At 69.2% G+C, this 26,667-nt stretch carries 24 protein-coding genes; 12 read left to right on the forward strand and 12 right to left on the reverse strand.

Annotated features, from left to right (window positions below; genetic code table 11):
* The first annotated feature begins 159 nt into the window (after nt 1-159).
* Genes rph through hemW form a run of 3 tightly spaced genes read left to right on the forward strand, consistent with a single transcriptional unit; the run spans nt 160 to nt 2,707 of the window.
* Complete coding sequence (gene rph / locus LGR54_RS01980; RefSeq protein ID WP_230360295.1) at nt 160-873, forward strand: ribonuclease PH; 714 nt, start codon at nt 160-162, stop codon at nt 871-873.
* Nucleotides 874-876: 3 nt separating this feature from the next.
* On the forward strand, nt 877-1,536 hold the full coding sequence (gene rdgB / locus LGR54_RS01985; RefSeq protein WP_230360296.1) for an RdgB/HAM1 family non-canonical purine NTP pyrophosphatase: 660 nt from the start codon (nt 877-879) through the stop codon (nt 1,534-1,536).
* Nucleotides 1,529-2,707 carry a radical SAM family heme chaperone HemW gene (gene hemW, locus LGR54_RS01990; RefSeq protein ID WP_230360297.1) on the forward strand — a complete coding sequence of 393 codons (1,179 nt, stop codon included), beginning with the start codon at nt 1,529-1,531 and terminating at the stop codon, nt 2,705-2,707. Before rdgB ends, hemW begins: the two co-directional genes overlap by 8 nt.
* 4 nt (nt 2,708-2,711) lie before the next feature.
* On the opposite strand, the gene LGR54_RS01995 is transcribed toward hemW, so the two are convergent.
* A complete protein-coding gene (locus LGR54_RS01995; RefSeq protein ID WP_230360298.1) occupies nt 2,712-3,932 on the reverse strand; it encodes a penicillin-binding protein activator in 1,221 nt (406 codons plus the stop codon).
* Nucleotides 3,933-4,099: 167 nt separating this feature from the next.
* Here LGR54_RS01995 and rsmI point away from each other — a divergent pair, with 167 nt between their 5' ends.
* The 3 genes from rsmI (at nt 4,100) to gshB (ending at nt 6,419) form a co-directional block, all read left to right on the forward strand.
* Complete coding sequence (gene rsmI / locus LGR54_RS02000; protein WP_230360299.1) at nt 4,100-5,005, forward strand: 16S rRNA (cytidine(1402)-2'-O)-methyltransferase; 906 nt, start codon at nt 4,100-4,102, stop codon at nt 5,003-5,005.
* The gene (locus tag LGR54_RS02005; protein ID WP_230360300.1) at nt 5,002-5,364 is read left to right on the forward strand and encodes a YraN family protein; all 363 of its coding nucleotides are present in this window, start codon (nt 5,002-5,004) and stop codon (nt 5,362-5,364) included. Before rsmI ends, LGR54_RS02005 begins: the two co-directional genes overlap by 4 nt.
* 113 nt (nt 5,365-5,477) lie before the next feature.
* Nucleotides 5,478-6,419 (forward strand): glutathione synthase, encoded by a 942-nt coding sequence (gshB, locus tag LGR54_RS02010; protein ID WP_230360301.1) that lies wholly within the window; start codon nt 5,478-5,480, stop codon nt 6,417-6,419.
* 70 nt (nt 6,420-6,489) lie between these two features.
* Here gshB and LGR54_RS02015 read toward each other — a convergent pair whose 3' ends face one another.
* From LGR54_RS02015 to LGR54_RS02060, 10 genes are all read right to left on the reverse strand, one after another.
* On the reverse strand, nt 6,490-6,771 hold the full coding sequence (locus LGR54_RS02015; RefSeq protein ID WP_230360302.1) for a DUF1150 domain-containing protein: 282 nt from the start codon (nt 6,769-6,771) through the stop codon (nt 6,490-6,492).
* 45 nt (nt 6,772-6,816) lie between these two features.
* A complete protein-coding gene (locus LGR54_RS02020; RefSeq protein ID WP_230360303.1) occupies nt 6,817-7,239 on the reverse strand; it encodes an Hsp20 family protein in 423 nt (140 codons plus the stop codon).
* Between the two features lie 159 nt (nt 7,240-7,398).
* Complete coding sequence (locus LGR54_RS02025) at nt 7,399-8,418, reverse strand: GNAT family N-acetyltransferase (protein ID WP_370638108.1); 1,020 nt, start codon at nt 8,416-8,418, stop codon at nt 7,399-7,401.
* Nucleotides 8,419-8,600: 182 nt separating this feature from the next.
* Nucleotides 8,601-9,320: an ABC transporter ATP-binding protein gene (locus LGR54_RS02030; RefSeq protein ID WP_230360304.1), complete on the reverse strand. Its 720-nt coding sequence runs from the start codon at nt 9,318-9,320 to the stop codon at nt 8,601-8,603.
* Nucleotides 9,321-10,076: an ABC transporter ATP-binding protein gene (locus LGR54_RS02035; RefSeq protein ID WP_230360305.1), complete on the reverse strand. Its 756-nt coding sequence runs from the start codon at nt 10,074-10,076 to the stop codon at nt 9,321-9,323.
* Nucleotides 10,073-11,008, reverse strand: coding sequence for a branched-chain amino acid ABC transporter permease (locus LGR54_RS02040; protein WP_230360306.1), 936 nt, complete (start codon nt 11,006-11,008; stop codon nt 10,073-10,075). Before LGR54_RS02040 ends, LGR54_RS02035 begins: the two co-directional genes overlap by 4 nt.
* Nucleotides 11,005-11,928 carry a branched-chain amino acid ABC transporter permease gene (locus LGR54_RS02045; RefSeq protein WP_230360307.1) on the reverse strand — a complete coding sequence of 308 codons (924 nt, stop codon included), beginning with the start codon at nt 11,926-11,928 and terminating at the stop codon, nt 11,005-11,007. The genes LGR54_RS02040 and LGR54_RS02045 overlap by 4 nt, the downstream gene beginning before the upstream one ends.
* Before the next feature lie 67 nt (nt 11,929-11,995).
* Complete coding sequence (locus LGR54_RS02050; protein ID WP_370638109.1) at nt 11,996-13,162, reverse strand: ABC transporter substrate-binding protein; 1,167 nt, start codon at nt 13,160-13,162, stop codon at nt 11,996-11,998.
* 106 nt (nt 13,163-13,268) lie between these two features.
* Nucleotides 13,269-14,120, reverse strand: coding sequence for an alpha/beta hydrolase (locus LGR54_RS02055; protein WP_230360308.1), 852 nt, complete (start codon nt 14,118-14,120; stop codon nt 13,269-13,271).
* A 278-nt stretch (nt 14,121-14,398) separates the two neighbouring features.
* The gene (locus LGR54_RS02060) at nt 14,399-15,931 is read right to left on the reverse strand and encodes a YifB family Mg chelatase-like AAA ATPase (RefSeq protein ID WP_230360309.1); all 1,533 of its coding nucleotides are present in this window, start codon (nt 15,929-15,931) and stop codon (nt 14,399-14,401) included.
* Nucleotides 15,932-16,177: 246 nt separating this feature from the next.
* Here LGR54_RS02060 and LGR54_RS02065 point away from each other — a divergent pair, with 246 nt between their 5' ends.
* The 6 genes from LGR54_RS02065 to LGR54_RS02090 all read left to right on the forward strand — a co-directional run bounded on the left by LGR54_RS02065 (nt 16,178) and on the right by LGR54_RS02090 (nt 24,296).
* Complete coding sequence (locus tag LGR54_RS02065) at nt 16,178-16,651, forward strand: formate dehydrogenase subunit gamma (protein WP_230360310.1); 474 nt, start codon at nt 16,178-16,180, stop codon at nt 16,649-16,651.
* Nucleotides 16,648-18,207 carry an NADH-quinone oxidoreductase subunit NuoF gene (locus tag LGR54_RS02070; RefSeq protein WP_230360311.1) on the forward strand — a complete coding sequence of 520 codons (1,560 nt, stop codon included), beginning with the start codon at nt 16,648-16,650 and terminating at the stop codon, nt 18,205-18,207. The genes LGR54_RS02065 and LGR54_RS02070 overlap by 4 nt, the downstream gene beginning before the upstream one ends.
* 11 nt (nt 18,208-18,218) lie before the next feature.
* The gene (gene fdhF / locus LGR54_RS02075) at nt 18,219-21,077 is read left to right on the forward strand and encodes a formate dehydrogenase subunit alpha (RefSeq protein ID WP_230360312.1); all 2,859 of its coding nucleotides are present in this window, start codon (nt 18,219-18,221) and stop codon (nt 21,075-21,077) included.
* Between the two features lie 12 nt (nt 21,078-21,089).
* A complete protein-coding gene (gene fdhD, locus LGR54_RS02080) occupies nt 21,090-21,938 on the forward strand; it encodes a formate dehydrogenase accessory sulfurtransferase FdhD (RefSeq protein ID WP_230360313.1) in 849 nt (282 codons plus the stop codon).
* Nucleotides 21,928-22,212, forward strand: coding sequence for a formate dehydrogenase subunit delta (locus tag LGR54_RS02085; RefSeq protein ID WP_230360314.1), 285 nt, complete (start codon nt 21,928-21,930; stop codon nt 22,210-22,212). The genes fdhD and LGR54_RS02085 overlap by 11 nt, the downstream gene beginning before the upstream one ends.
* Before the next feature lie 245 nt (nt 22,213-22,457).
* The gene (locus tag LGR54_RS02090; protein ID WP_230360315.1) at nt 22,458-24,296 is read left to right on the forward strand and encodes a monovalent cation:proton antiporter-2 (CPA2) family protein; all 1,839 of its coding nucleotides are present in this window, start codon (nt 22,458-22,460) and stop codon (nt 24,294-24,296) included.
* Nucleotides 24,297-24,362: 66 nt separating this feature from the next.
* Here the strand turns inward: LGR54_RS02090 and LGR54_RS02095 are convergent, their stop codons facing one another.
* Nucleotides 24,363-26,648, reverse strand: a complete 2,286-nt coding sequence (locus LGR54_RS02095) for a mechanosensitive ion channel family protein (protein ID WP_230360316.1) — start codon at nt 26,646-26,648, stop codon at nt 24,363-24,365.
* Nucleotides 26,649-26,667: the final 19 nt, after the last annotated feature.

The raw sequence follows: 26,667 nt of genomic DNA on the forward strand, positions 1-26,667 counted from the left end.
CGCTTGCGGTCGCACGGGACTGCCCCTTACAAGGAGCGCCCGAAAGCCGTTGCCATTCCGCCTGTCGAGGGATGCGAACGGGATCGGCAATGATCACTCGCTTTTCTTCGCCCGCGCCGGTGTCGCCTCGCCCGGCAACCGCCTCATGGAGACTTCAGCATGCGTCCCTCACGCCGCGCCCCCGACGAGATGCGGGCCGTCAGCTTCGAGCGCGGCGTGCTGCGCCACGCCGAAGGCTCCTGCCTGGTGAAGTTCGGCGAGACCCATGTGCTGGTGGCGGCGACGCTGGAAGAGCGGCTGCCGCCGTGGCTGAAGGGACAGGGCCGCGGCTGGGTCACCGCCGAATACGGCATGCTGCCGCGCGCCACCCATGAGCGCACCCGCCGCGAGGTAACGGCCGGCAAGCCCACGGGCCGCACCATGGAGATCCAGCGGCTGATCGGGCGCTCGCTGCGCACTATTGTGGATCTCGAAAAGCTCGGCGAGCGGCAGATCACTGTCGATTGCGACGTGATCCAGGCCGATGGCGGCACCCGCACCGCCTCGATCACCGGCGCCTGGATCGCGCTGCATGACTGCCTGAGCTGGATGAAGACGCGCGGCATGCTTTCGACCATCCCGCTGCGGGATCACGTTGCTGCGGTGTCCTGCGGTATCATCGACGGCGAGCCGCGCCTCGATCTCGACTATGCCGAGGATTCCGACGCCGGCACCGACTGCAATTTCGTGATGACCGGCTCCGGCGGCTTCGTCGAGATCCAGGGCACGGCGGAGAAGACGCCGTTCACCGAGGACGAGTTCAACGCCATGCTCGGCCTCGCCCGCAAGGGTGTTTCCCGGCTGGTCGACCTGCAGAAGCTGGCGGTGGCCTGAGCCATGGACGAGGATCGCCACGAACATCGCCGCCTCGTCGGCCGGGTGGTGATCGCCACCCACAACCCCGGCAAGCTCATCGAGATGCGCGGGCTGATGGAACCTTACGGCGTCGAGCTGGTCTCGGCCGGCGATCTCGGCCTGCCCGAGCCGGAGGAGACCGGGCTGACCTTCGAGGAGAACGCCCGGATCAAGGCGCGTGCCGCCTGCGAGGCGACCGGCCTGCCGGCATTTGCCGACGATTCCGGCCTGTGCGTCGAGGCGCTGGGCGGAGCGCCGGGCCTCTATACCGCCCGCTGGGCCGGCCCCGGCCGTGACTGGGGGCACGCCATGGCCAGGGTGGAGGAGGAACTGCGCAAGGTCGACGCGATCGACCCGGCCCAGCGCCGTGCCTATTTCATCTCGGCGCTGTGCGTTGCCTGGCCGGATGGCCATGTCGAGGATTTCGAGGGCGTGGTCTCCGGCGAGATGATCTGGCCGCCGCGCGGCGACAGCGGACACGGCTACGATCCGATGTTCCTGCCGGACGGTTCCGCCCGCACCTTCGGCGAGATGAACGGCGAGGAAAAGCACGCCATGCCGCCGCTCGGCCGCGGCGGGTCGCACCGCGCCCGCGCCTTCATCAAGCTGGCGGAAGCCTGCTTCGGAGCCCGGTTTGACTGACCGGGCCGATAGGGCGCCGCCGCCGGTGGATCCCGGATTCGGCGTCTACGTGCATTGGCCGTTCTGCAAGGCCAAATGCCCCTATTGCGACTTCAACTCGCATGTGCGCCATGCGCCGCCGGACGAGGCGCGCTTCCTCGCTGCCTTTCGCGCCGAGATCGCCCATATGCGCGCGCGCACCGGCCAGCGGCGGACGCAGAGCGTGTTTTTCGGCGGCGGCACACCGTCGCTGATGGCGCCGGCGACGGTGGAAGGCATCCTGAACGCCATTGACGACGCCTGGCCGCTCGATGCCCGGGCCGAGGTGACGCTGGAGGCCAACCCGACCAGCGTCGAGGCCGAACGGTTTCGCGGCTACCGCGCCGCCGGCATCAACCGCGTCTCGCTCGGCGTGCAGGCGCTGGACGACGCCTCGCTGCGGGCGCTCGGGCGCATGCACAGCGCCGCCGAGGCGCTGGCGGCGGTGGCCATCGCCCGCTCGGCCTTCGAGCGCTCCTCCTTCGATCTCATCTATGCCCGGCCGGACCAGCGGCCGGAGGACTGGGCACGCGAATTGAAGCGCGCCATCGCCGAGGGCTGCGAGCACCTCTCGCTCTATCAGCTCACCATCGAGGACGGCACGCCGTTCGCGGCGCTTTATCGCGCCGGCAAGCTGAAGACGCCGGATCCGGAGGTCGCGCGCGCGCTGTGGGACGTGACGCAGGAGACCACATCGGCCGCCGGTCTGCCGGCCTATGAGATTTCCAACCACGCCCGTCCCGGCGCCGAGAGCCGGCACAACCTGCTCTATTGGCGCTATGGCGAATATGCCGGCATCGGTCCCGGCGCGCATGGCCGGCTCGACACGCCGGAGGGCCGGCGCGCCACCTCCACCGAGCGCGGGCCGGAGGCGTGGCTGAGCCGGGTCGAGGCGGACGGGCACGGTCTGGTGGTCGATGATGGCCTGAGCCGCCCGGAGCAGGCCGACGAATATCTCATCATGGGGCTGCGCCTTGCCGAGGGTATCGACCGTCACCGCTTCGTCGCGTTGTCCGGCCGCGATTTCGATGCGGGGCGGGTAGCGGCGCTGATCGGCGAGGGCATGCTCGAAGAGCACGCCGATGGTCGGCTGCGGGTGACGCCACAGGGTTTCCCGGTGCTCGACGCCATCGTCGCCGATCTGGCGGCCTAGGCGATCAGATACCCTGTTCGGCAAAGCTGCGCGGCGCCGGGCTGGCGATCTGGGTGCCGCCGCTGGCGATGCGCATGACCGCGAGGCCGCGCTGGTTGGTACCGTCGGCGCGGAATCGGAACACGCCGTCAATGCCGCTGAAGCCCGACGGGTTCTGGATCGCGGTGTCGTTCAGCCCCACCTCGCCGCCGGTATTGACCAGCGCCGCCATCAGCGAGACCGCGTCATGCGCCAACGTGGCGGTGCGCACCGGCTTCTGGCCGAAACGGGCTTCGTATCGCTGTGCGAAGGTGCGGAAGCCGGCCGGATCCGGGGCGGCGAAGATGCCGCCCTGCAACTGTGGCACGTTGAACAGGGCCGAATTGTCCCACAGGCCGGTGCCGATCAGCTGCTTGCCGGCCAGATTGACGCCCGCGCCGGACAGCCCCTGCAGGAGCTGTGGCACGGCGTCGCCGGAATCCGGCAGGAACAGCGCATCCGCCTGCATGGCGGAGGGTGCGAGACGACGGATGGCTTCGGCAGACTGGCCGGGTGCGTAACGTTCGAGCCCCACCACCCGGCCGCCGGCCGCCGGCACCGCCTCGCGGAAGGCGGCCTCGACCACCGAGCCATAGGCGTTGTCCGGCAGCAGCGCCGCATAGGCGCGCCGGCCGCTCGTCGAGGCGTAGCGCACCGCCCGCACCACGTCGGTCTGCGGCAGGAAGGAGAGGAGATAGACGCCGCGCGTCGCCACATTGGTGTCGGTGGAAAAGCCGACCAGCGGGACATTGCGGGTGCGGGTCACCTGCCCGGCGGAAGCGACGGTATGGGCGAAAAGCGGCCCGATGACCGCCCTCGCCCCCTCGTCGAGCGCCTGCTGCGCCGCCGTCTGCGCGCCGGGGCCGGTGCCGCCGTCATCCTTGACGACGAGCTGGATGTTGGCGCCGGTGAACTCGGCGATCGCCATGTCGGCGGCGTTCTTCAAAGATTGGGCGGCGATGCCGGCATTGCCGCTCGCGCCGAGCGGCAGGATGAGGCCGATGCGCACCGAGCCGGCGCCGAGCGTGTTGGCCGGCTGTGCGGGAACGGCGGGAGCCGGCGGCAGGGCAGCCTGCGGCGGCGGCGAGTCCGGCATCGAGCCGCAGGCAGCGAGCGTCGCGCCGCCGGCCATGAGCAGGAAGCCGCGACGGCTGTGGCGGAGGGCGGCGCGGGCGCCGGTCTGCACCTTCGTATCTGGCTCGGTCATTGCCTCGTCGGGTGGCTGAGCGGGCATATGTAACTCTTGTAGGATGCCGGGCGGCCGCCTGTCACGCCGCGTGGGCCGAGAAACGGCGCAAAAAGCCCGACATATCCCCTCTCGTGAAGCCCTGCGGGCATGACGGCACCGCTCTCGCCTTCTAGAATGGCGACACGATGACCCAGCCGCCCGCCGATGCCCCCCGATCCTTCCGCCTGGTCGGCCAGAACGTGCCGGCGCCCCGCCTCGAAGCGGGGCTGCATGTGGTGGCCACCCCGATAGGCAATCTCGGCGACGTCACCGTGCGGGCGCTGGAGACGCTGGCCGGCGCCGATCTCGTTGCCTGCGAGGACACGCGGGTGACGCGACGCCTGCTTGATCGTTACGGCATCGAAACGCCGCTGGTCGCCTATCACGATCACAATGCCGCCAGCATGCGGCCGCGCCTGCTGGCGCGGCTGGAAGCGGGGGCGGCGGTGGCACTGGTGTCGGATGCCGGCACGCCGCTGGTCTCCGATCCCGGCTACAAGCTGGTGGAAGCGGCGATCGAGGCGGGGTTCCGCATCATCCCGCTACCGGGTGCCTCGGCCAGCCTCGCGGCGCTGGTGGCGGCAGGCCTGCCGACCGATCGCTTCCTGTTCGACGGCTTCCTGCCGCAGAAGGGCGGAGCCCGCCGCACGCGCATCGCCGAGCTGTCGGTGATCCCCGCGACGCTGGTGCTGTATGAGAGCGGGCCGCGCCTGCCGGAGAGCCTCGCCGATCTCGCCGCCGGGCTGGGGGAGCGGCGGGCCGCGGTGTGTCGCGAGCTCACCAAGACCTTCGAGGAGGTGCGGCGCGGCTCCCTCCCGGAGCTGGCCGCGCATTATGCCGAGGCCGGTCCGCCGCGTGGCGAGATCGTGCTGGTGATCGGTCCGCCGGGGGCGAGCGAGGCGAGCGACGCCGATATCGATGTCGCGCTGCGCCGGGCGCTGGCCAGCCTCTCGCTGAAGGACGCCGCCGCCACGGTGGCCGCGGCCACCGGTCGCCCACGCCGCGACGTCTATGCGCGGGCACTGGCGCTGCAGGCGGAAGCGGACGAATGACCGCGCCGAAGCCGACGGCGTTCTCGCGCGGCCTTGCTGCCGAGGAGACCGCCGCCCGGCTGCTGGAGAAGCAGGGCTTCGCCATTCTGGCGCGGCGCGCGCGCACGCCGCGTGGCGAGATCGACCTGATCGCCCGCCGCGAGGATCTGCTGCTGTTCGTGGAAGTGAAGGCGCGTTCGGGCCTGCGGGCGGCCGCCGAATCGGTGCTGCTCCGCCAGCGCCGGCGCATCGCCGCGGCGGCGGAAATCTGGCTCGCCGCGCATCCCGAGCTGGCCGGCCTCGACATGCGGCTCGACGTGGTGCTGCTGGCGCCGGGGCGTGCGCCGGTGCATCTGCCGGGCGCCTTCGAGGCGGAGTGAACCTCCTGCGCCAGGCCTGGCGTTACGGATGCGTGGCGCCGGCCGGCGCGAGGCGGTAAACAGGGGGCGAATGCCGCTTGTGCGGCCCCTCCTCCCTTGGGACGTCAGCATCCATGAGCCTCAACGTCGCCGTCCAGATGGACCCGATCGACCGCATCAACATTGCCGGCGATTCGACCTTCGCCCTCATGCTCGAAGCCCAGGCGCGCGGGCACTCCCTGAGCTATTACACGCCCGATACCCTCGCCATGCGCGACGGCGAGGTGTTCGCCACCGTGCAGCCGGTCGAGGTGCGCGACGTCAAGGGCGACCATTTCACCCTCGGCGACAAGCAGCGGCTGCGGGTCGATAGCTTCGACGCCATCCTGATGCGCCAGGATCCGCCCTTCGACATGCACTACGTCACCGCCACCCACCTGCTTGAGCGGGTGCATCCGAAGACGCTGGTGGTGAACGATCCCGCCCATGTGCGCAATGCGCCGGAGAAGATCTTCGTCACCGAGTTCCCCGAGCTGATGCCGCCGACGCTGATCACCCGCGACATCGAGGAGATCAAGGCGTTCCGCGACGAGTTCGGCGACATCGTGGTGAAGCCGCTCTACGGCAATGGCGGCGCGGCGGTGTTCCGCCTCACCCGCGACGACCTGAATTTCGGCTCGCTCTACGATCTGTTCGCCACCACCTTCCGCGAGCCCTGGGTGGTGCAGCGCTTCATTCCCGAGGTCACGCAGGGCGACAAGCGCATCATCCTGGTGGATGGCGTGTTCGCTGGCGCGGTCAACCGTGTGCCAAGCGCCGGCGACCTGCGCTCCAACATGGTGCGCGGCGGCGCGGCGAAGGAAACCGACCTCACGCCGCGCGAAAGGGAGATCTGCGAGGCGCTCGGCCCGTCGCTGAAGGCGAGGGGACTGCTGTTCACCGGCATCGACGTGATCGACGGCAATCTCACCGAGATCAACGTCACCTCGCCGACCGGCATCCGCGCCATCCGCCGGCTGGGCGGCCCGGATATCGCGGCGCTGATCTGGGACGCGATCGAGGCGAAGCGGAGCTGACAAGCAAAAGGCGCCGTCCGGCCCGGACGGCGCCCTGCGCATTCAGTGGCCTCGAAATGGCCTTGCCGGCTCAGTGCACGCTGACCGTGACCAGCTCGTTCTCCATCGCCGAGGCGATAGCCGCCTCGCGGCTGTCGGTGAGCATCATCGGCGTGCCGTCGGCGGCATGCAGCGTGAACAGCTTGAGCCCCGGCTCCAGCCGCGCCTGCGGGAACATGCGGGCAGCGTCCGCCGAATCGATCGGGCGCACATAGGCGATATGGCCGCCACCGAGACTGGCGAAGGCTTCCGGCGTCAGGGCGTCGGGCGCGCCGCCGGTGGCGGCGGTATCGAGGGTGAATTCATTGGTCATGGTCCGCGACTCCTTGTCCTAGCTGTCGAGACCGGCTCTGGGCACTCACTCGTCGGCTGATATAGCGATACGCCTGACCACCCGTTCCGGTTCCGGCCGGATGAGATCAACCGACAAAAGACCGTTCTTCAGTTCGGCGCCGATGACATGCATGCCCTCGGCCAGCACGAAGGTGCGCTGGAACTGGCGGGCAGCGATGCCCCGGTGAAGAAAGGTCCGCTGCGGCTCCTCGGCCTGACGGCCGCGGATGACGAGCTCTTTCTCCTCGAGCGTCACATCCAGCTGGTCGCGGGGGAAGCCGGCGACCGCCAGCGTGATGCGCAGCCGTTCCGGTTGGCCGGGTACGGCGATGCGTTCGACATTGTAGGGCGGGTAGCCGTCCGAGCCCTTTGCGACCCGATCCAGCGCCCGCTCCACCTCATCGAACCCGAGCAGGAAGGGGCTCGACAGCGTGGGAATGCGCGACATGCTCCCAAAGTCCTTGTCCGAAGCGACTTTGCAGTGTGGGACCCCCGAGGGGCATCCCGTTGCATCGAGATATGGGCAGGAGCGTACCGGCGCGCAAGATGCCGCCCGGCCGGGATGTTGGCCGGCATCGCGATGGAGGAGTGAGGGCGCTCGGCAGGCTTAGGCGGCGTGGCGCTCGCCATTCATGCCGAAATGGCAGAGATAGCGCGGATCGATGCGCTCGATCGGCAGCACGATCAGCACGTCGGTGGTGCCGAACTGATGGTCGATCACCGCGTCCTGGCCGATCTGGGCGCCGAGGCGCAGATAGCCCTTGATCAGCGGCGGCAGCTCGTTGAGCGCCCTCTTGGCGTCAAGAGCGTCCTTGGCCACGCCGTCCATGCCGGCGGCGCGGCCGGGCAGGGCGCGGGCGCGCCATTCCGGATCGGACGGGGCGAAATGATGCAGGAAGGCCAGCGGGCGCTCCAGCGCCAGCGGGTCGGTGCCCTCCAGGCTGGCGCAGCCGAACATCACGTCGATGCCGTGCTGGCGCACATAGGCCCAGATGCCGTGCCAGAGCAGCTCGACCGTGCGCTTGGTGCGGTAGGAGCTGAGCACGCAGGAACGACCGAGCTCCAGGAAGCGGTGGTGCGGATGGCGGGCGAGCAGGGGAGCGATGTCGAACTCGCCGGCGGTGTAGAAGCCGCCATGGCGGTTGGCGATCTCCTGCCGCAGCAGGCGGTAGGTGCCGACCACCGCCGGCACCCGGCGGCCGCGCACCAGCCGGCAGGCGTCATGGTCGAGCACCAGCAAATGGTCGCAAATGGCGTCGAAGCCGTCGAAGTCCCGCCGCGCCAGCCGGGCGGCGGCGCTGGGCAGCGCCGACATCTCCTCGTAGAACACCTGGTAGCGCAGCCGTTGCGCCCGGCGGACGTCGGCGGCGGTACGGGCGAGGCGCACCTCCAGCGAGCCGATGCGGCCGAGGCTCTCCGGCCCCGGGGCGGGGCGGGTCTCGCGGTGGCGCAGGCCGGAATAGGAGCGCAGCGCCGGCATCAGCCGTGAGGGCGCCAGCGGGCCGGCCAGGCGGCGCATCGGTTCGGCGATGTGGGGAGCCAGCGAGGAAGGCAAGACCAGACGCAGCGCCGAAGCGAAGGGATTCGGCGTCGTAACGGCCGCATCGTCGGCAAAGTAACGCGTCATGGCGTGCCCCTGAAACTGTCGCGCATCATAGTTTCAAGCGACGACAGAATCACGTTTTTCCAACGGCGATGTGACAGATAAGGCAGTGGCATGCATCGCTGGCTTCGACACATGCGATGAATGCTCCGCCGCCCGGCGGCTACCGTCGTTCCCGCAAGTAACCCTGCCGATGATTAGCCGGCTCATACATGCAGGAACCGATCCTTGAGGCCGGGGTCGGCGCGAAAGGCGGCGGTGTCGCCGCTCCAGGCGACGCGGCCCTTCTCCAGTATGACGTGCCGGTCGGCGATCCGTGCCAGCGCGTCGGCATGCTTGTCGATGACCAGAATGGCGAGGCCGGCCTGCTTGAGCCGTTCGAGGCAGGCCCAGATCTCGGTGCGAATCAGCGGGGCCAGCCCCTCGGTCGCCTCGTCGAGGATCACCAGCCGGGGATTGGTCATCAGCGCCCGGCCGATGGCGAGCATCTGCTGCTCGCCACCGGAGAGCTGGCTGCCGAGGTGGCGCTGGCGTTCGGCGAGGCGGGGCAGCAATTCATAGATCGCAGCCAGCGTCCATTCCGGTGCCTTCGGCCGGCCGTCGCGTCCCGTCGCGGCAGGGCGGGCGGTGGCGATCAGGTTTTCGCGCACGCTCAAGGTCGGAAAGACACGCCGGCCTTCCGGCACCAGGCCGATGCCGGCATTGGCGATCCGGTAGGGTGGCAGGCCGAGGATCGGGCGCCCGGCGAAGGAGATGGCGCCGCCACTGGCCGGCAGCAGGCCCATGACGGTCTTCACCGTCGTGCTCTTGCCCATGCCGTTGCGCCCCATCAGCGCCACCGCCTCGCCGGCGCCGACGCTGAGCGAGACGCCGAACAGCACCTGGTTGCCACCATAGCCGGCCGTGACGTCGGAGAGCTCGAGCATCTACACCTCCTCGCCGAGATAGGCGGCGCGTACGGCGGCGTCGGCGCGGATGGCATCCGGCGGGCCGGAGGCGATGATCCGGCCTTCGACCAGCACGCTGATGCGGTCGGCGAGCGCGAAGACGGCATGCATGTCGTGCTCGACTAGCAGGATCGCCGCCTGCCCGGCGAGCCGGCGCAGCACCGCGATCATCGCCTGCGTCTCCGCCTTGCCAAGCCCGGCCATCGGCTCGTCCAGCACCATCAACTTCGGGCGCGCGACCAGCGCCATGGCGAGCTCCAGCTGGCGCTTCTCGCCATGGCTGAGCCGGCCGGCGGGAATATCGGCCCGCTCCGCCAGGCCGGTTTCCGCGAGTGCGGCGATGGCGGCGGCGTTCAGGCCCGCGTCGCGGCTGGCGGGGGCGAGGAAGCGGAAGCTCGACCCCTCCAGCGCCTGGGCGCATAGCGCGACATTCTCCAGCGCGCTGAAGCCGCCGATCAGCCGGGTGATCTGGAACGAGCGGGCGAGGCCGCGATGCACGCGCCGGTGCGGCCTCTCCACGGTGACGTCGGCGCCGTCGAGGAGGATGCGGCCGGAATCGCTCGGGATCTCGCCGGCGATCTGGCCGATCAGCGTGGTCTTGCCGGCGCCGTTGGGCCCGATCAGCGCGTGGGTTTCGCCCGGCGCGACATCGAGCCAGACATCGTCGCTCACCCTGAGCCGGCCATAGTGCTTCACCAGCCCCTGGAGCTGCAGGATCGGGCGCGGGGCGGTCATCGCGTTCCCCTGCCGAGCAGGCGGGCGAGTCCGTCGCGTCCCGCCAGTGCCGCCAGCACCAGCAGCGGGCCGAAGATCAGCCGCCAGTGCTCGGTGAACTCCGCCAGCCATTCCTCGAGCAGCACCACGCCGGCGGCGCCGAGCACCGCGCCGTGCAGCGAGCCGGTGCCGCCCAGCACCACCATGACGATGAACTCGCCCGAGCGCTGCCACGACAGATAGGCCGGGCTGACGAACTCGGTGAACTCGGCATAGAGCCCGCCGGCGAGCCCGGCTATGCCACCGGCGATGACGAAGGCGACCAGCCGGTAGGCTGTGATCGGGAAGCCGGCGGCGATCACCCGCCGCTCGTCCTCGCCGCCGGCCCGCAGCACCCGGCCGAAGCGCGAGGCGACGATGGCGCGGCCACCGAGATAGACGAGCGCCAGCAGCGCCAGCACCACATAATGGAAGCTCAGCGGCGATCCGAACGGATCGGTGCCGAGGAAGGTGGCGCGCGCCGGCAGGCTCAGCCCGTCGTCGCCGCCATAGGCCGAGAGGCTGGTGGCGGTGAAGAACAGCATCTGTCCGAAGGCCAGCGTGATCATGATGAAATACACGCCGCGGGTGCGCAGCGAGACCGCGCCGATCGGCAGCGCCAGCGCCGCACCGGCGAGGATGGCGGCGCCGATCAGCAGCGGCGCGCTGGTAAAGCCGTGCGTCGACAGGATCCCGACCGCATAGGCGCCGGCGCCGAAGAAGGCGGCATGGCCGAAGCTGACCAGCCGTCCATAGCCGAGGATCAGGTCGAGCCCGATCGCCGCGATGGCGAGGCACATGATGCGGATGGCGAGGTTCACCGTATAGACGTCGCCGCCGGTGACGACCGGCACCAGGGCGAAGCCGGCGCCGAGGAGCAGCGGAAGCAGGGAGCGCCGGGCGGATATGCTCATCCCGCGCTCGCCGGGAACAGGCCGCGCGGGCGCACCGCCAGCACCAGCGCCATCAGCACATAGACCAGCATGGAGGCGAGCGCCGGGCCGGCCTGGGCGGCAGCGGAGGAATCCATCACCAGCCGCATCAGGCTGGTGGAGAAGGAGCGCCCGAGCGTGTCCACCAGCCCGACCAGCAGCGCTGCGACGAAGGCGCCGCGCACCGAGCCGATGCCGCCGATCACCACCACCACGAAGGCGAGGATGAGGATGTTGTCGCCCATGCCTGGCTCCACCGAGAGGATCGGCGCCGCCAGCGCGCCGGCAAAGCCGGCCAGCATGGCGCCGAAGCCGAACACCAGGGTGAACAGCCGGCCGACATTCACCCCGAGCGCCGACACCATCGCCGCGTCGCTCGCCCCGGCGCGCACGCGCATGCCGATGCGGGTGTGGGTGACCAGCACATAGAGCAGCAGCGCCACCCCGAGCCCGGCACCGATCAGCACCAGCCGGTAGAGCGGGTAGAGCAGGCCGGGCATCAGCCGCACCGCGCCGGACAACGCCTCGGGAATGTCGACATGCAGCGGCGCCGAGCCCCACAGGGCGCGCACCGCCTCGTTGAGGAACAGGATGATGCCGAAGGTCGCCAGCACCTGGTCGAGATGGTCGCGCCCATAGAGATGGCGCAGCACCAGCCGCTCCAGCACCACGCCGCACAGCAGAGCGGCGGCGAGCGTCAGCGCCAGCCCGAGCGCGAAGCTGCCGGTGGCGGCGGCGAAGGCGGCGAGGAAATAGGCGCCCAGCATGTACTGCACGCCATGGGCGAGGTTGATGAAGTCCATCACCCCGAACACCAGTGTCAGCCCGGCGGCGATCAGGAACAGCAGCACGCCGAGCTGCAGCCCGTTCAGCGTCTGGATGAGGAGGAGCGTGGTGCTCATGTCCGTGCCCGGCCTTGCCCCTGGCTTCCGCGCGCGCCGCCTATCGGCGCGCCCGATCGGACCCGCATCACTTCATCGGGCACTTGGCGGCGTAGACGTCGCCATATTGCTTGAACACCGTCTCGGCGATCTCGGTCTCGAACTTGCCGTCCGGCCGCTTGGCGACCTTGACGAGATAGAAGTCCTGGATCGGGAACTGGTTGGTGTTGAAGGAAAAGGCGCCGCGCACCGACTTGAAGTCCGCCTTCTTCAGCGCCGCTCGCACCGCGTCCTTGTCGTCGAGCTTGCCGCCGAGGCTCTTCACCGCCGCGTCGATCATCAGCGCCGCGTCATAGGCCTGCGCCGCGTAGAGCGCCGGCACATAGCCATATTCCTTCTCGAAGGCGGCGACGAAGGCCTTGTTCTCCGGCGTGTCGAGATTGGGAGCCCAGGCGGCGCCGGAATACAGGCCGAGCGCGGCGTCCTGCGTCGCCGGCAGCGTCGTCTCGTCGACGGTGAAGGCGGAGAGGAAGGGCACGGTATCGGCGAGGCCGGCCTGCCGGTACTGCTTGACGAGGTTCACGCCCATGCCGCCCGGCATGAAGGTGAACACCGCGTCCGGTTCGGCGGCGGCGATGCGGGCGAGCTCGGCGGAAAAGTCGAGCTGGCCGAGCTGGGTGTAGATCTCCTCGGCGACCTCGCCCTTGTAGTGGCGCTTGAACCCGGCGAGCGAATCCTTGCCCGCCTGATAGTTCGGCGCCATCAGCACCACCTTCTTGTAGCCCTTGTCCTGGGCGTATTTGCCGAGAACCTCGTGGTTCTGGTCGTTCTGGTAGGAGGCGGAGAACACATACGGGCTGCACCCCTCGCCGGCGAGGGTGGACGGGCCGGCATTGGCGCTGATCAGGAAGGTCTTGGATTCCGCCAGCGGCTTGGCGACGGCGTTCATCACATTGGAGAACACCACGCCGACCACGAAGTCGACCTTGTCGCGGTCCACCAGCGCCTTGGCCTTGGTGACGGCGACGTCCGGCTTCAGCTCGTCGTCGACCACGATCACCTCGGCGGTCTCGCCGCCGAGCTTGCCGCCGCGCTGCTTCACCGCCAGCAGGAAGCCGTCGCGCAGATGCTGGCCGAGGGCGGCCGAGGGGCCGGAGAGGGTGGAGATCAGCCCGATCTTCAGCTCATCGGCGGCGGCAAGGCCCGGCAGGGCCAGAATGGTGGCGAGCGCCGCAGCGCCGATCGTCCGCTTCACGTCGAAGTCTCCCCGGTTCACCCAAAGTCATCCCGCCTGCTTTCTGGCATGGGGAAGGCCGGCGCAACAATACCCCGCGAGGCCGCCGAACTCCGTCATGCCCCCATCATGCCGGCCCGGCGTCGAGAAGTGCGCGTGCGGCCTCGTGCAGCGCCATGCCCGGTGTGGCAAGAGCGTCGAGAATGTCGAAATGGTTGGCGTCGGGCACGGTGATCAGGACAGGGTCCAGCGCGCGCCAGCCTTCCGCCATCGCCGCGCTCTGCTGCCGGAACCCCTCGGTTTCCGCCCCACCCACCGCCAGCGCGATCTGGGCCGGGAAACGCGCCGGCGTCCGGTGCAGGCTGAGCCGCGCCGCCTCTTCCGGGGTGAGCTGCAGATCGGCGTTGATGCTGGTGGCGAGCAGCGGGACGAGGTCGAACACGCCGGAAACCGGCAGCACCCCGTGGAAGGGAGCGGCCGGCAGGCCCTGTGCGGTCCAGTCGACACCCAGAAGGTCGGCGGCGAGATAGCCGCCGGCCGAATGGCCGGAGACGACGATGCGCGCCCGCTCGGCAGGTGAAAGCAGCGCACGGTAAAGATGCGTGAAGGCCGCGCGGATGGCGGGGGCGATGGCGGCAAAAGGTGTCTGCGGGCACAGCGGGTAGCTGGGCAGCGCTACCGAATAGCCGGCGTCGAGGAAGGGCTCGGCGATCCAGGAGAACTCGTCCTTCGAGCGCGCCCGCCAGAAACCGCCGTGGATGAAGAGAAAGGTCCCGCGTGGGGCGGTGGCCCGGAACAGATCGAGCCGGGCGCGCGGGTGCGTGCCATAGGCGAGGTCGGCAAGCGGCGGATGCCGCCGCCGGGCCGCCTCCGCCCGCGATGGCCAGGCGCCGGTGGTGATCGGCATGCCCGGCACGGTGAGCGCCAGATTGTACTGGAGCTCCTGGGTCTCATCGAGGGCCGCAGCCGGCGGGTTCATGCATGCGTCCTTCAGGTCGTGGGGCCGCACGTCCCGGGCCGTGGCCGGAACATGCGAAGGCCGGTTATGGACGAAGCCATGGGCCGCCGCGCTTGGTGCAAGTGGATGTGACCTTATAGACGGGTGCTTCGCTGGATAAAGCGCCGGGCGCTGCCAGCCCGAGGGGTTCTCGCGTGTTCATCGGCGGGCTCGCGCGGGCGTGCGAATCCCGACCCCTACCATCGTGCCGATGATGGACGCCGCCACGCGTCCGTGATGGGGCGATCATTCGCTGTCGATCACGCCGCCGCCGTCGTCCGGTCGGCGCCGACCCGGTAGGCCAGTGCTTCAGCGATATGGGCGCGGGAAACCGTTTCGGCACCGGAAAGGTCGGCGAGGGTGCGCGCCACCCGCAGCACCCGGTGATAGCCGCGCGCCGACAGCCGCATGATGCGGGCGGCATCCGCCAACAGCGCCGCGCCGCCGGCATCGGGGGAGGCGATTTCTTCCAGGATCGGGCCGGCCGCCTGCGCGTTGGTGGTGAGGTCCGGCCGGCCGAGGGCGGCGAAGCGCTCGGCCTGCAGGTCGCGGGCCGCCGCCACCCGCCGGGCGACGCTGGCGCTGGATTCCGCCGGTGCCGGCCGCACCAGGTCGACGGCGGAAAGCGCGGGCACGTCGAGATGCAGGTCGATGCGGTCGAGGAACGGGCCGGAAAGCCGCGCCTGGTAGTCGGCGGCGCAGCGCGGCCCACGCCGGCAGCTGAAGCCCGGCTCGCCGGCCCGGCCGCAGCGGCAGGGGTTCATTGCCGCCACCAATTGGAACCGGGCGGGATAGGTGACGCGGTGATTGGCGCGGGCGATGAAGGCGTCGCCGGTCTCCAGTGGCTGGCGCAGCGCGTCGAGCACCGAGGGCTGGAATTCCGGCAACTCGTCGAGGAACAGCACGCCATTATGGGCGAGCGACACCTCGCCGGGCCGGGCGCGGTTGCCGCCGCCCACCATCGCCGCCATGGAGGCGGAATGGTGCGGGGCACGGAACGGCCGGCGGTCGGTCAGCGCCCCCGATTGCAGCGTGCCGGCCACCGAGGCGATCATCGAGACTTCCAGCAGTTCCGCTGGCGCCAGCGGCGGCAGGATCGAGGGCAGCCGCTGCGCCAGCATCGACTTGCCGGCGCCGGGCGGCCCGCAGAACAGCAGATTGTGACTGCCGGCAGCGGCGACCTCCAGAGCCCGGCGGGCGGTTTCCTGCCCGCGCACTTCGCGCAGGTCCGGCAGGGCCGCATGGGCGGTGTCGAGCCGCGGCTCGGGGCGAGCAAGCCGTTGCCGGCCGGTGAGATGGCTGACCAGCTGAATGAGGGAAGCGGGGGCCAGTACCGGCATGTCGGGGCTCGCCCAGGCCGCTTCCTGGCCGCATTCGGCCGGGCAGATCAGCCCGTGGTCGCGGGCATTGGCGCCGATCGCCGCCGGCAGCACCCCGGCCACCGCGGCGATGCGCCCGTCCAGCGCCAGCTCGCCGACCACGGTGAAGCCTTCCAGCGCTTCGGCGGGCACCGCGCCGATCGCCGCCATCAGGCCGAGCGCGATCGGCAGGTCGTAATGGCTGCCTTCCTTCGGCAGGTCGGCGGGGGCGAGGTTGACGGTGATGCGCTTGGGCGGCAGGGCGAGGCCGGAGGCGATCAGCGCCGCGCGCACCCGCTCCTTTGCCTCGGTCACCGCCTTGTCGGCGAGGCCGACGAGGTTGAAGGCCGGCAGGCCTGGGCTCACCTGAACTTGTACGTCGACGGGGCGCGCCTCGATGCCCTCGAACGCCACCGTCGCCACCCGCTGGACCATGCCGCCCCCGATCGCGTCCCCGCGCGGTGCCGGCGTCCGGCCGGCTCCTGATACCTCACTGTAGGGTACGCAGAGACAGCGTCAAGAACATTTAGGGAACGCTCAGGCAGAGCCGGCGGCTTCCTCTGCGGCTCGACGCTCGTTCGATAGAACCTTTCTATCAAGGGACGAAACACTGGAATTGATTTCGGTCAAGTCCGGCACCATGTTCTCCATTGGAAAACTTTAAAAGAAGGTCCGGGAGAAATGCCGCACTACGAGCCCTGGAGCGAGGAGCGGGCGCACGCCATCATCGGCGAGTTCGTTCATCTCGAAGGCCCGCTGATGCCGATGCTCCACGCGGTGCAGGAAACCTTCGGCCATGTGCCGGACGCCGTCGTGCCGATGCTCGCCGAGAAGCTGAACGTGTCGCGCGCGGAAATACATGGCGTCGTGACCTTCTATCACGATTTCCGGCACGAGCCCGCCGGCCAGCACGTTCTGAAGCTGTGCCGCGCCGAGGCCTGCCAGGCCGCCGGCGGCGACGCGCTCGCCGCCCATGCCGAGCACAAGCTCGGCTGCAAGCTCGGCGAGACCACGGCCGACGGCCGGGTGACGGTCGAGCCGATCTATTGCCTCGGCCTGTGCGCCACCGCGCCCTCGGCCATGCTCGACGGCCGCATCGTCGCCCGTCTCAACGAGCGTCGCCTCGACGCGCTGATCTCGGAGGCGCAGTCGTGAGCATCCGCATCTACGTTCCCAAGGACGCCTGCGCCATCGCCTGCGGCGCCGACGAGGTGGTCGGGGCCATCCAGGCCGCGGCGCTGGCCCGCAAGCAGACGGTGGAGATCGTCCGCACCGGCTCGCGCGGCATGCTGTGGCTGGAGCCGCTGGTCGAGGTCGCGACGCCGGAAGGCCGCATCGCCTACGGCCCGGTGGAAGAGACCGACGTCGAGGGCCTGTTCGAGGCCGGCTTCCTCACCGGTGCCGCGCATGCGCTGCGCATCGGCAAGCCGGAAGAACACCCCTTCATGGCCAAGCAGACGCGGCTGACCTTCGCCCGCTGCGGCATCATCGATCCCGCCTCCTACACGGACTATGTCGCGCATGGCGGCTATCGCGGCCTTGAGCGTGCGCTGGCGCTCGGCCCGGCGGAAATCATCGAGGAAGTCAAGAAGTCCGGCCTGCGCGGCCGCGGCGGCGCCGGCTTCCCCACCGCCATCAAGTGGAAGACCGTGGCGGATGCCAAGGCCGACCGCAAATACATCGTCTGCAATGCCGACGAGGGCGATTCGGGCACCTTCGCCGATCGCATGATCATGGAAGGCGACCCCTTCCAGCTGATCGAGGGCATGACCATCGCCGGCCTGGCGGTGGGCGCCACCAAGGGCTTCGTCTACACCCGCTCGGAATATCCGCACGCCATCTGGGCGATGGAGAAGGCGATCGAGGCGGCGCGTGCGCATGGCATGCTCGGCGTCAACATCGCCGGCTCGCAGCACAGCTTCGACATGGAAGTGCGCATGGGCGCCGGCGCCTATGTCTGCGGCGAGGAAACCGCGCTGCTCGACAGCCTCGAGGGCGGTCGCGGCACGGTGCGCGCCAAGCCGCCGCTGCCGGCCCATAAGGGCCTGTTCCAGAAGCCGACGGTGATCAACAACGTTCTGTCGCTGGTGGCGGTGCCGCACATCCTCGCCGACGGCGCGCAGAAATACATGGATTTCGGCATGGGTCGCTCGCGCGGCACCATGCCGATCCAGATCGCCGGCAATGTGAAGTTCGGCGGCCTGTTCGAGACCGCCTTCGGCATCACGCTGGGCGAGCTCATCAACGACATCGGCGGCGGCACCGCCTCCGGGCGCCCGGTCAAGGCGGCGCAGGTCGGCGGCCCGCTCGGCGCCTATGTGCCGACCTGGCAGTTCGACCTGCCCTTCGACTATGAGGCCTTCGCGGCCAAGGACGCGCTGATCGGCCATGGCGGCATCGTCGTGTTCGACGAGGCGGCCGACATGGTGAAGATGGCGCGCTTCGCCATGGAGTTCTGCTCTGTGGAGAGCTGCGGCAAGTGCACGCCCTGCCGCATCGGCTCCACCCGCGGCGTCGAGGTGATCGACCGCATCGTCGCCGGCGAGCGCGTCGAGAAAAATCTCGAGGTGCTGAAGGACCTCTGCCAGACCATGAAGCTCGGCTCGCTCTGCGCGCTCGGTGGCTTCACGCCCTATCCGGTGCTTAGCGCCCTCACCCATTTCCCCGAAGAATTTGGCGACACGCCCCGTCGCCTCGAAGCCGCCGAGTGAGGAGGACACGCATGTCTCTCGTCCATGAGATCGACTACGGTACCCCCGCCCCCAAGACCGACAAGATGGTGACGCTCACCATCGACGGCGTCGAGGTCACGGTCGCGGAAGGCACGTCCATCATGCGCGCGGCGATGGAGATGGGGACGCAGATCCCCAAGCTCTGCGCCACCGACATGCTGGACGCCTTCGGCTCCTGCCGCCTTTGCCTGATCGAGATCGAGGGCCGCAACGGCACCCCGGCCTCCTGCACCACGCCGGTGGCGCCGGGCATCAAGGTGCACACCCAGACGCCCCGCCTCGCGCAGCTGCGCAAGGGCGTGATGGAGCTCTACATCTCCGACCATCCGCTGGACTGCCTCACCTGCGCCGCCAATGGCGATTGCGAGCTGCAGGACATGGCCGGCGCGGTCGGCCTGCGCGAGGTGCGCTACGGCATGGAGGGCGCGAACCACTTCGCCCCCACTTCCGAGCTCGTCATGCCCAAGGACGAGTCGAACCCCTATTTCACCTATGACCCGGCCAAGTGCATCGTCTGCAATCGCTGCGTGCGCGCCTGCGAAGAGGTGCAGGGCACCTTCGCGCTGACGATTTCCGGCCGCGGCTTCGACTCGCGCGTCTCGCCCGGCCAGTCGGAAGCCTTCCTCACCTCGGAATGCGTGTCCTGCGGCGCCTGCGTGCAGGCGTGCCCGACCGCCACACTCTCCGAGAAGCGGCTGATCGAGATCGGCACCCCCGAGCATTCGGTGGTCACCACCTGCGCCTATTGCGGCGTCGGCTGCACCTTCAAGGCCGAGATGCGCGGCCAGGAAGTGGTGCGCATGGTGCCGTGGAAGGAAGGCAAGGCCAATCGCGGCCATAGCTGCGTCAAGGGCCGCTTCGCCTGGGGCTACGCGATGCACAAGGATCGCGTGCTCAACCCGATGATCCGCGCCAAGGTCACCGACCCGTGGCGGGAAGTGTCGTGGGAAGAGGCGATCACCCATACCGCCAATGAGCTGAAGCGCATCCAGGAGACTTATGGTCGCCGTTCGGTGGGTGGGATCACCTCCTCGCGCTGCACCAACGAGGAAGCCTACCTCGTCCAGAAGATCATCCGCGCCGGCTTCGGCACCAACAATGTCGATACCTGCGCCCGCGTCTGCCATTCGCCGACCGGCTACGGCCTCAACCAGGCCTTCGGTACCTCGGCGGGCACGCAGGACTTCGATTCGGTCGAGGACAGCGACGTCATCCTGGTGATCGGCGCCAACCCGACCGACGGCCACCCGGTGTTCGGCTCGCGCATGAAGAAGCGCCTGCGCGATGGCGCCAAGCTGATCGTCGTCGATCCCCGCCGCATCGACCTGGTGCGTTCGCCGCACATCAAGGCGGACTTCCACCTGCCGCTGCAGCCCGGCACCAATGTCGCCATCGTCACCTCGCTGGCGCACGTCATCGTCACCGAGGGCCTGATCGACGAGCCCTTCGTGCGCGAGCGTTGCGACTGGGACGAGTTCCAGGACTGGGCGGAGTTCGTCTCCGACGAGCGCCACTCGCCGGAAGCGGTGTCGAAGCTCACCGGCGTGCCGGCCGAGTTGATCCGCGGCGCCGCCCGCCTCTATGCCACCGGCGGCAATGCGGCGATCTATTACGGCCTCGGCGTCACCGAGCACTCGCAGGGCTCGACCACGGTGATGGCGATCGCCAACCTCGCCATGGCGACCGGCAATATCGGCCGTCGCGGCGTCGGCGTGAACCCGCTGCGCGGCCAGAACAACGTGCAGGGCTCCTGCGACATGGGCTCGTTCCCGCACGAGCTGCCCGGCTACCGCCATATCTCCGACGACGCCACCCGCGCGACGTTCGAAGCCATGTGGGGCCGTCCGCTCGACGCCGAGCCCGGCCTGCGCATCCCCAACATGCTGGACGCCGCCGTCGAGGGCACCTTCAAGGCGATCTACATCCAGGGCGAGGACATCCTGCAGTCCGATCCCGACACCAAGCATGTCGCCGCCGGCCTTGCGGCGATGGAGCTGGTGGTGGTGCAGGACCTGTTCCTGAACGAGACCGCCAACTACGCCCATGTCTTCCTGCCGGGCTGCACCTTCCTCGAGAAGGACGGCACCTTCACCAATGCCGAGCGCCGCATCCAGCTGGTGCGCAAGGTGATGGCGCCGAAGAACGGCTATGGCGACTGGGAAGTGACGCAGATGCTGGCCCGTGCCATTGGCATGGACTGGAACTACACCCACCCCTCGCAGATCATGGACGAGATCGCCGCGCTCACCCCGACCTTCGCCGGCGTGTCGTTCAAGCGCCTCGACGAGCTCGGTTCGGTGCAGTGGCCCTGCAACGACGCCAATCCCGAAGGTGTGCCGATCATGCACATCGAGACCTTCGCGCGCGGCAAGGGCAAGTTCGTCGTCACCGAATACGTGCCGACCGACGAGCGCTCCGGCGCCCGTTTCCCGCTGCTGCTCACCACCGGCCGTATCCTCAGCCACTACAATGTCGGCGCGCAGACCCGCCGCACCGACAATGTCGCCTGGCACCCGGAGGACCTGTTGGAGATCCATCCCCACGACGCCGAGCAGCGCGGCGTGCGCGACGGCGACTGGGTGCGCATCGACAGCCGCGCCGGCTCCACCACGCTGCGCGCGGAGATCACCGACCGCGTGGCGCCGGGCGTCGTCTACACCACCTTCCACCACCCGACGACCCAGGCCAACGTCGTCACCACCGACTTCTCGGACTGGGCGACCAACTGCCCCGAGTTCAAGGTGACGGCGGTGCAGGTCGCGCGCTCCAACGGGCCGTCGCAGTGGCAGGAAGACTATGACGCCTTCGCCCGCCAGAGCCGCCGTATCGCCGTTGAAGCGGCGGAGTGATAGCATCGGGCGATGATCGAGCCGGTTGTCCGCGTTTCCCGTCTGGCCTGCACGCCCCAGGGCGTGCGGGAAGGCGAGCGCGCGATCCCCGAGGAGACGCCGGTCGCCATCGTCCATAACGGCTCCACCTATGCCGTGATGATGGCGACGCCGGCCGATCTCGAGGATTTCGGCATCGGCTTCAGCCTCACCGAGGGCGTGATCGGCGCCCGTTCGGACATCGAGGATCTGGAGCTTCTCGAGTTCGACGAGGGCGTCGAGATCCGCTTGTGGATCAATGCCGAGCGCGCCGGCCAAATGGTGGCGCGCCGGCGGCAGATCGCCGGGCCGACCGGCTGCGGCCTGTGCGGGGTGGAGAGCCTCGAACTGGCGGTGAAGCCGGCACGGTCGGTCGGCGAGGGGCGGGTGTTCTCCCCCGCCGACATCGCCCGCGCCATAGCCTCACTCGCCCCGGCGCAGCATCTCAACCACGCAACCCGCGCGGTGCATGCCGCCGGCTTCTGGGAGCCGGAGGCCGGGCTGGTGGCGGTGCGCGAGGATGTCGGACGCCACAACGCGCTCGACAAGCTGGTCGGTCATCTGGTGCGGCAGGACCGGCAGGCGACCGGTAATTCTGCGGCCGATGGCATCGTGCTGCTGACCAGCCGGGTGTCGATCGAGATGGTCCAGAAGACCGCCATGCTCGGCGCCTCGGTGCTGGTGGCGGTCTCCGCGCCCACGGCCTTGGCGGTTCGTACCGCCGAGGCGGCGGGCATCACCCTCGCGGCGATCGCGCGGGACGATGGATTTGAAGTCTTTACCCATCCGCAGCGCATCGCGACCGGCGGACCCAACACGGAGACCGTTCCCCATGTCGCATGATTCGCACGACAGCCTGCCGCGGCTGATCTACATGGCGAACCAGATCGGTGCCTTCTTCGCCACCCAGAAGCACGACCGGGCGGTGGTCGGCATCGCCAAGCACGTCAAGGATTTCTGGGAGCCGCGCATGCGGGCCAAGATCGAGGACCACATCGCCGAAGGCGGCGAGGGGCTGACGCCGCTGGTCGTCGAATCGCTGAAGACGCTGCCGCCGGTCAAGCGCACCGATATTCCGGTGGCCCGTGCCGCCGATGGCCTGCCCGCCCATCACTGAGGCCGTCGCCGCGTCATTGCCGAGAGCCTGCCCGCGCCCGCATGGTACGCTCATGCGGGCGTTTCCGTGTCGTTTTTCCGGGCGATTCGGCTAGACGTCTTCTGTCCCACCGCGAAAGGTGATCCGATGGCGGCGGCGCCTTTCGGCCGCGTCGCGACCATCGTTCCGCCATGGCCGAAGAGCATCGGAACAGCGGGGGCACGAGACCGGGCGCAGCGGCCGGTGGCGTAGGGGAGAGAGCGGGAATGCACGGGGACGGGTACGGGCTGCTGATCTCGGCGCTGGTCTTCCTGGTGGCGCTGGTGGTGGCGGTCCCCCTTGCCCGACGGCTCGGCCTCTCGCCCATCGTCGGCTATCTGGTCGCCGGCATCGCCATCGGGCCTTCCGGGCTCGGCGCCATCCGCGACCCCGAGCGCATCATTACCGTCGCCGAGATCGGCGTGGTGCTGCTGCTGTTCGTCATCGGGCTGGAGCTCAAGCTGTCGCGGCTGCTGGCGCTGCGGCGGGCGATCTTCGGCATCGGCGCGGCGCAGCTGCTGTTCACCGGCGGCTGCGTCGCCGTGCTGGCGCATTATGCCGGCAAGGATTTCGACTGGCGCGCCAGTGCCATCGCCGGCCTGGCCCTCGCCCTCTCCGCCACCTCCATCGCCCTGCAATTGCTGGAGGAGAAGAACGGCCTCGCCCAGCCCTATGGCCAGCGCGCCTTCGCGGTGCTGTTGTTCCAGGACATGGCGGTCGTGCCGCTGCTCGCCTTCATGCCGCTGATGGTGCCGGGCACGCATGAGGGCCAGTCGATCCTCGATTCACTGCGCGATGTCGGCATCGTGCTGGGGGCGGTGGCGGTGGTGATCGGCACCGGGCGCTATCTGCTGCCGCATCTGTTCGAGGTGCTCGCCCGCAGCAATGCCCGCGAGGTGATGACCGGCGCGGCGCTGCTGGTGGTGCTCGGCGCCGGCGCGCTGATGGCGGCGGTCGGCATGTCGATGGCGATGGGCGCCTTCCTCGCCGGGGTCATGCTGTCGGAATCGAGCTTCCGCCATGAGCTGGAGGCCAATGTCGACGCGTTTCGCGGCCTGCTGATCGCGCTGTTCTTCATGAGCATCGGCATGTCGATGAATCTCGACATGGTGCTGGCCAATGCGCCGCTGCTGATCCTGGGCACGCTGCTGGTCACGCTGGTGAAGGCGGTGTCGGTCTGGGCGGTGTTCCATCTGTCCGAGGGGTCGGAGGCGGATTCGGTGCGTGCCGCCTCGGTGCTCACATCGGCGGGCGAGTTCTCCTTCGTGCTGTTCCCGCTCGGCCTCAGCCTCGGCCTGCTCACCTCGGTGCAGGCGGATCTTCTCTCGGCCTGCGCGGCGATGACCATGATGCTCGGCCCCCCGGTGGCGATGGTCGGCGAGCGCATCGCCCGCCGGCTGGAGAGCCGCGACACCACCGTGCCGAAGCCGGACGATTTCTCCGACGCCCACGGCTCGGTACTGGTGGTCGGCTTCGGCCGCTTCGGGCAGATCGTCTCACAGTGCCTGCTGACCCAGGGGCTGGAGGTGACGATCATCGACAACGATGTCGAGATGATCCAGAGCGCCGGCCGCTTCGGCTTCCGCATCTACTACGGCGACGGCACCCGGCTGGACGTGCTGCGCGCGGCGGGTGCGGAGCGGGTGCGGGTGGTGGCGGTGTGCGTCGATCGGCGCGAGACCGCCGACCGCATCGTCGAGATACTCAAGGCCAATGTGCCGCATGTCCGGCTGCATGTGCGGGCCTATGACCGCACCCACAGCCTCTCGCTGCAGGCGAAGGGGGTCGATTACGAGATCCGCGAGACCTTCGAATCGGCGCTGACCTTCGGCAATGCGACGCTGCGGGCGAACGGCGTGGCCGTCGACGCCGCCCGCAACATCATCTCCGAGGTGCGCGAACTCGACCGCCAGCGTCTCCAGCGCCAGATGGAGGAGGGCGTCGATTACGGGCCCGGCCGCATGGCCGCCGAGCCGGAGCCGCTGGTGCCGCCGGAGCGCGAGGCGCATCCGCTCAACCCCGAGGCGGAAGACGCGCTGCGCCACGAGACGGAGTTCTCCGGCTAGGGCGGGCTGGCAGCGTCCCGGCGGGATCGACCGGCGCACGGCGCGGCATAGGCTGGCGGGATCGCCTCAGCCGGTGGCGACTTCGGCCGCTATTTTCTCCGCGAGATCGTTGGCCACCTTGCGGCTCGCCGCGGCGCCGGCCGCCGGATCGCCGCTGGTCATGGACTGCACCGAAACGGTGTTGTTGGCGAATTCGATGCCCTGCTGCGGCAGGATGCGGATCATCCGCTTCACCGCCTCGCGCTGGATCACCGTCGGGCGGGTCGGCTTCACGGTGAATTTGAACCGCACGATCAGCGCATTGTCGGCGATATCGGCGACGCCCTGCATCTTCAGCGGCATCAGGAAGTCCTCCTTGTATTCGGGGTCTTCCAGCAGCTCGATGCCGATCTTCTTCACCGTCTTGCGCAGCTTCTCGATATCGGTGTCGCGGGTGAAGCGCAGGTTGAACTTCAGCGTCGACCAGTCGCGGCTGAAATTGGTGATCTGGCCGAGCTGGCCGAAGGGGATGGTGTGCACCATGCCGTTCTGGTGGCGCAGCTTCAGTGAGCGCAGGGTGAAGCCCTCGACCGTTCCCTTGGCCTTGCCGCAATCGATGTACTCGCCGACCCGGAAGGCGTCGTCGACGAGGTAGAACACGCCGGAGACGATGTCCTTCACCAGCGTCTGGCTGCCGAAGGAGATGGCGAGGCCGACGATGGAGGCGCCGGCGATCAGCGGCGTGATGTTGATGCCGAGCTGCGACAGCACGGTCAGCGCGGCCATGACGACGATGGCGAGCAGCAGGGTGACCCGCAGGAGCGGCATCAGCGTGCTCATGCGCGAGGCGGTGGTCGGCGCGACGGCGTCCTCGGAATCCTGGTGGCCGGGCATCCCTGAGGCGGCGGGGGCGGCATGGAGCTTGGTGAAGTATTCCACCACCTGCCAGGCACAATAGGCGCCGAGCAGGATGGCGCCGGCCGGCAGGGCGGCGGCCGCCAATGCATTGTAGCCGCTCATGTCCATCATGCCGACGCCGTGCACCGCCCAGATGCGGAACAGCAGCGACAGCGCCGCCAGCAGGATCGCCACCCGCACGCAGCGCATCAGCGCCTCGATCGCCCGTTCCCGCTTCGGGTGGTTGTGCGCCTGGGCCTCCTCGCGCTGCATCAGGCGGCAGACCTTGTCCATGAAGGATTCCAGCACCAAAAGGCCGATCAGCACGTTCATCGTCATCCCGATCGCCTCCTGCACACCGATGGCGGTGGTGAGGGCGCCGTAGACGCGGGCCATGCCGAGCACCAGGAAGAACGGGATGGCGATGATCAGCCAGAAGCGGGCGATGCTGGCGACCAACGGTCCCGGCTTGCCGCCCTGGCTGAGGCCGTGGAACCACTTGCCCATCGGCTCGCGGATCGCGACCGAGCCGGCGATGAGCAGGCTGGTGAGTATGAGGGTATTGATCAGCATGGCGCAGGCGACCACCAGCGTCGGTGCCTGTATGCCCTCGAGGACGCGGCGGAAATCGGCGAGGGCGATCGCCACCAGGATCAGCACCGCGGTCCAGCGATAGATCTTCAGCGCCCCGGCATCGTCGACCTCGGCGAGCCGCGCCTGCGGCAGGTTCGGCCGCAGGGCGATGCGGAACACCACCAGATAGAGCCGCCAGTAGAACAGGCTGGTGAGCACGAGATAGCCGAGCCGGGCCTGCGGTACCCCGTTCTCGAAGAAGCCGACGATCATCGCATGCGTCGCCAGCCATAGGCCGGCGAGGATCAGCACGTCGATGCTGATCAGTGCCGTGAGCGCCCACAGCGAGGCGACGCCGCTCACCCGGTTGGCGAGGCGTTTCCGCAGCGGCCGCAGCGCGAAGCGCAGCAGCTTCTCGATGCCGAGCGCCGCGACGACGCAGGCGGCGAGCAGCAGCAGGAAGCGGCCAGGTTCGCGGCCATTATTCAGCTCGGCGCCGAAAATGTGCGGCAGGCGGCTGCCCTGCTCGATCAGCGCCGGCAGTTCCGCCAGCACGTCGTCGCTGCGGTCGAGCACCTCGATGAGCTTCTCGCTCATCGGTTCCTCGCCCGCCATGCTCATCATGGGCGCCGGGGCCGGCTCGGAGGCCGGCACGGCACCGGCGGCTTCTCCCGGAGGCGTTGCGACGGATGGGCCGGCAGCGGACGGGCTTGCGGCCGGCGGGGTCGCGGCTGGCGTGGCGGCGCCGTTCTTCAGCCGCTCCGCCACCGCCTTGCTGAGCGAATCCACCAATTGGTCGAATTGCTGCTGGCTGAGCGGCGCGGGAGCGGGGGTCTGGGCGGAGACCGGGGCTGCGGACAGCAGCAGGAGAAGGGCGAGAACGACGCGACGCAGACGGTTCATGGAGCCTTGGCCGGACAAT

Origin of the sequence: Ancylobacter sp. Lp-2 (genome assembly GCF_020523795.1) — a bacterium.
In the GTDB taxonomy this organism is placed as follows: Bacteria; Pseudomonadota; Alphaproteobacteria; order Rhizobiales; family Xanthobacteraceae; genus Ancylobacter.

Bases quoted from the DNA above. Each gene is read 5' to 3' on its own strand.
- rph (WP_230360295.1), top strand. From the start codon at position 160: ATGCGTCCCTCACGCCGCGCCCCCGACGAGATGCGGGCCGTCAGCTTC.
- rdgB (WP_230360296.1), top strand. From the start codon at position 877: ATGGACGAGGATCGCCACGAACATCGCCGCCTCGTCGGCCGGGTGGTG.
- LGR54_RS01995 (WP_230360298.1), bottom strand. From the start codon at position 3,932: ATGACCGAGCCAGATACGAAGGTGCAGACCGGCGCCCGCGCCGCCCTC.
- rsmI (WP_230360299.1), top strand. From the start codon at position 4,100: ATGACCCAGCCGCCCGCCGATGCCCCCCGATCCTTCCGCCTGGTCGGC.
- LGR54_RS02005 (WP_230360300.1), top strand. From the start codon at position 5,002: ATGACCGCGCCGAAGCCGACGGCGTTCTCGCGCGGCCTTGCTGCCGAG.
- gshB (WP_230360301.1), top strand. From the start codon at position 5,478: ATGAGCCTCAACGTCGCCGTCCAGATGGACCCGATCGACCGCATCAAC.
- LGR54_RS02015 (WP_230360302.1), bottom strand. From the start codon at position 6,771: ATGACCAATGAATTCACCCTCGATACCGCCGCCACCGGCGGCGCGCCC.
- LGR54_RS02020 (WP_230360303.1), bottom strand. From the start codon at position 7,239: ATGTCGCGCATTCCCACGCTGTCGAGCCCCTTCCTGCTCGGGTTCGAT.
- LGR54_RS02025 (WP_370638108.1), bottom strand. From the start codon at position 8,418: ATGACGCGTTACTTTGCCGACGATGCGGCCGTTACGACGCCGAATCCC.
- LGR54_RS02030 (WP_230360304.1), bottom strand. From the start codon at position 9,320: ATGCTCGAGCTCTCCGACGTCACGGCCGGCTATGGTGGCAACCAGGTG.
- LGR54_RS02035 (WP_230360305.1), bottom strand. From the start codon at position 10,076: ATGACCGCCCCGCGCCCGATCCTGCAGCTCCAGGGGCTGGTGAAGCAC.
- LGR54_RS02040 (WP_230360306.1), bottom strand. From the start codon at position 11,008: ATGAGCATATCCGCCCGGCGCTCCCTGCTTCCGCTGCTCCTCGGCGCC.
- LGR54_RS02045 (WP_230360307.1), bottom strand. From the start codon at position 11,928: ATGAGCACCACGCTCCTCCTCATCCAGACGCTGAACGGGCTGCAGCTC.
- LGR54_RS02055 (WP_230360308.1), bottom strand. From the start codon at position 14,120: ATGAACCCGCCGGCTGCGGCCCTCGATGAGACCCAGGAGCTCCAGTAC.
- LGR54_RS02060 (WP_230360309.1), bottom strand. From the start codon at position 15,931: ATGGTCCAGCGGGTGGCGACGGTGGCGTTCGAGGGCATCGAGGCGCGC.
- LGR54_RS02065 (WP_230360310.1), top strand. From the start codon at position 16,178: ATGCCGCACTACGAGCCCTGGAGCGAGGAGCGGGCGCACGCCATCATC.
- fdhF (WP_230360312.1), top strand. From the start codon at position 18,219: ATGTCTCTCGTCCATGAGATCGACTACGGTACCCCCGCCCCCAAGACC.
- fdhD (WP_230360313.1), top strand. From the start codon at position 21,090: ATGATCGAGCCGGTTGTCCGCGTTTCCCGTCTGGCCTGCACGCCCCAG.
- LGR54_RS02085 (WP_230360314.1), top strand. From the start codon at position 21,928: ATGTCGCATGATTCGCACGACAGCCTGCCGCGGCTGATCTACATGGCG.
- LGR54_RS02090 (WP_230360315.1), top strand. From the start codon at position 22,458: ATGCACGGGGACGGGTACGGGCTGCTGATCTCGGCGCTGGTCTTCCTG.
- LGR54_RS02095 (WP_230360316.1), bottom strand. From the start codon at position 26,648: ATGAACCGTCTGCGTCGCGTCGTTCTCGCCCTTCTCCTGCTGCTGTCC.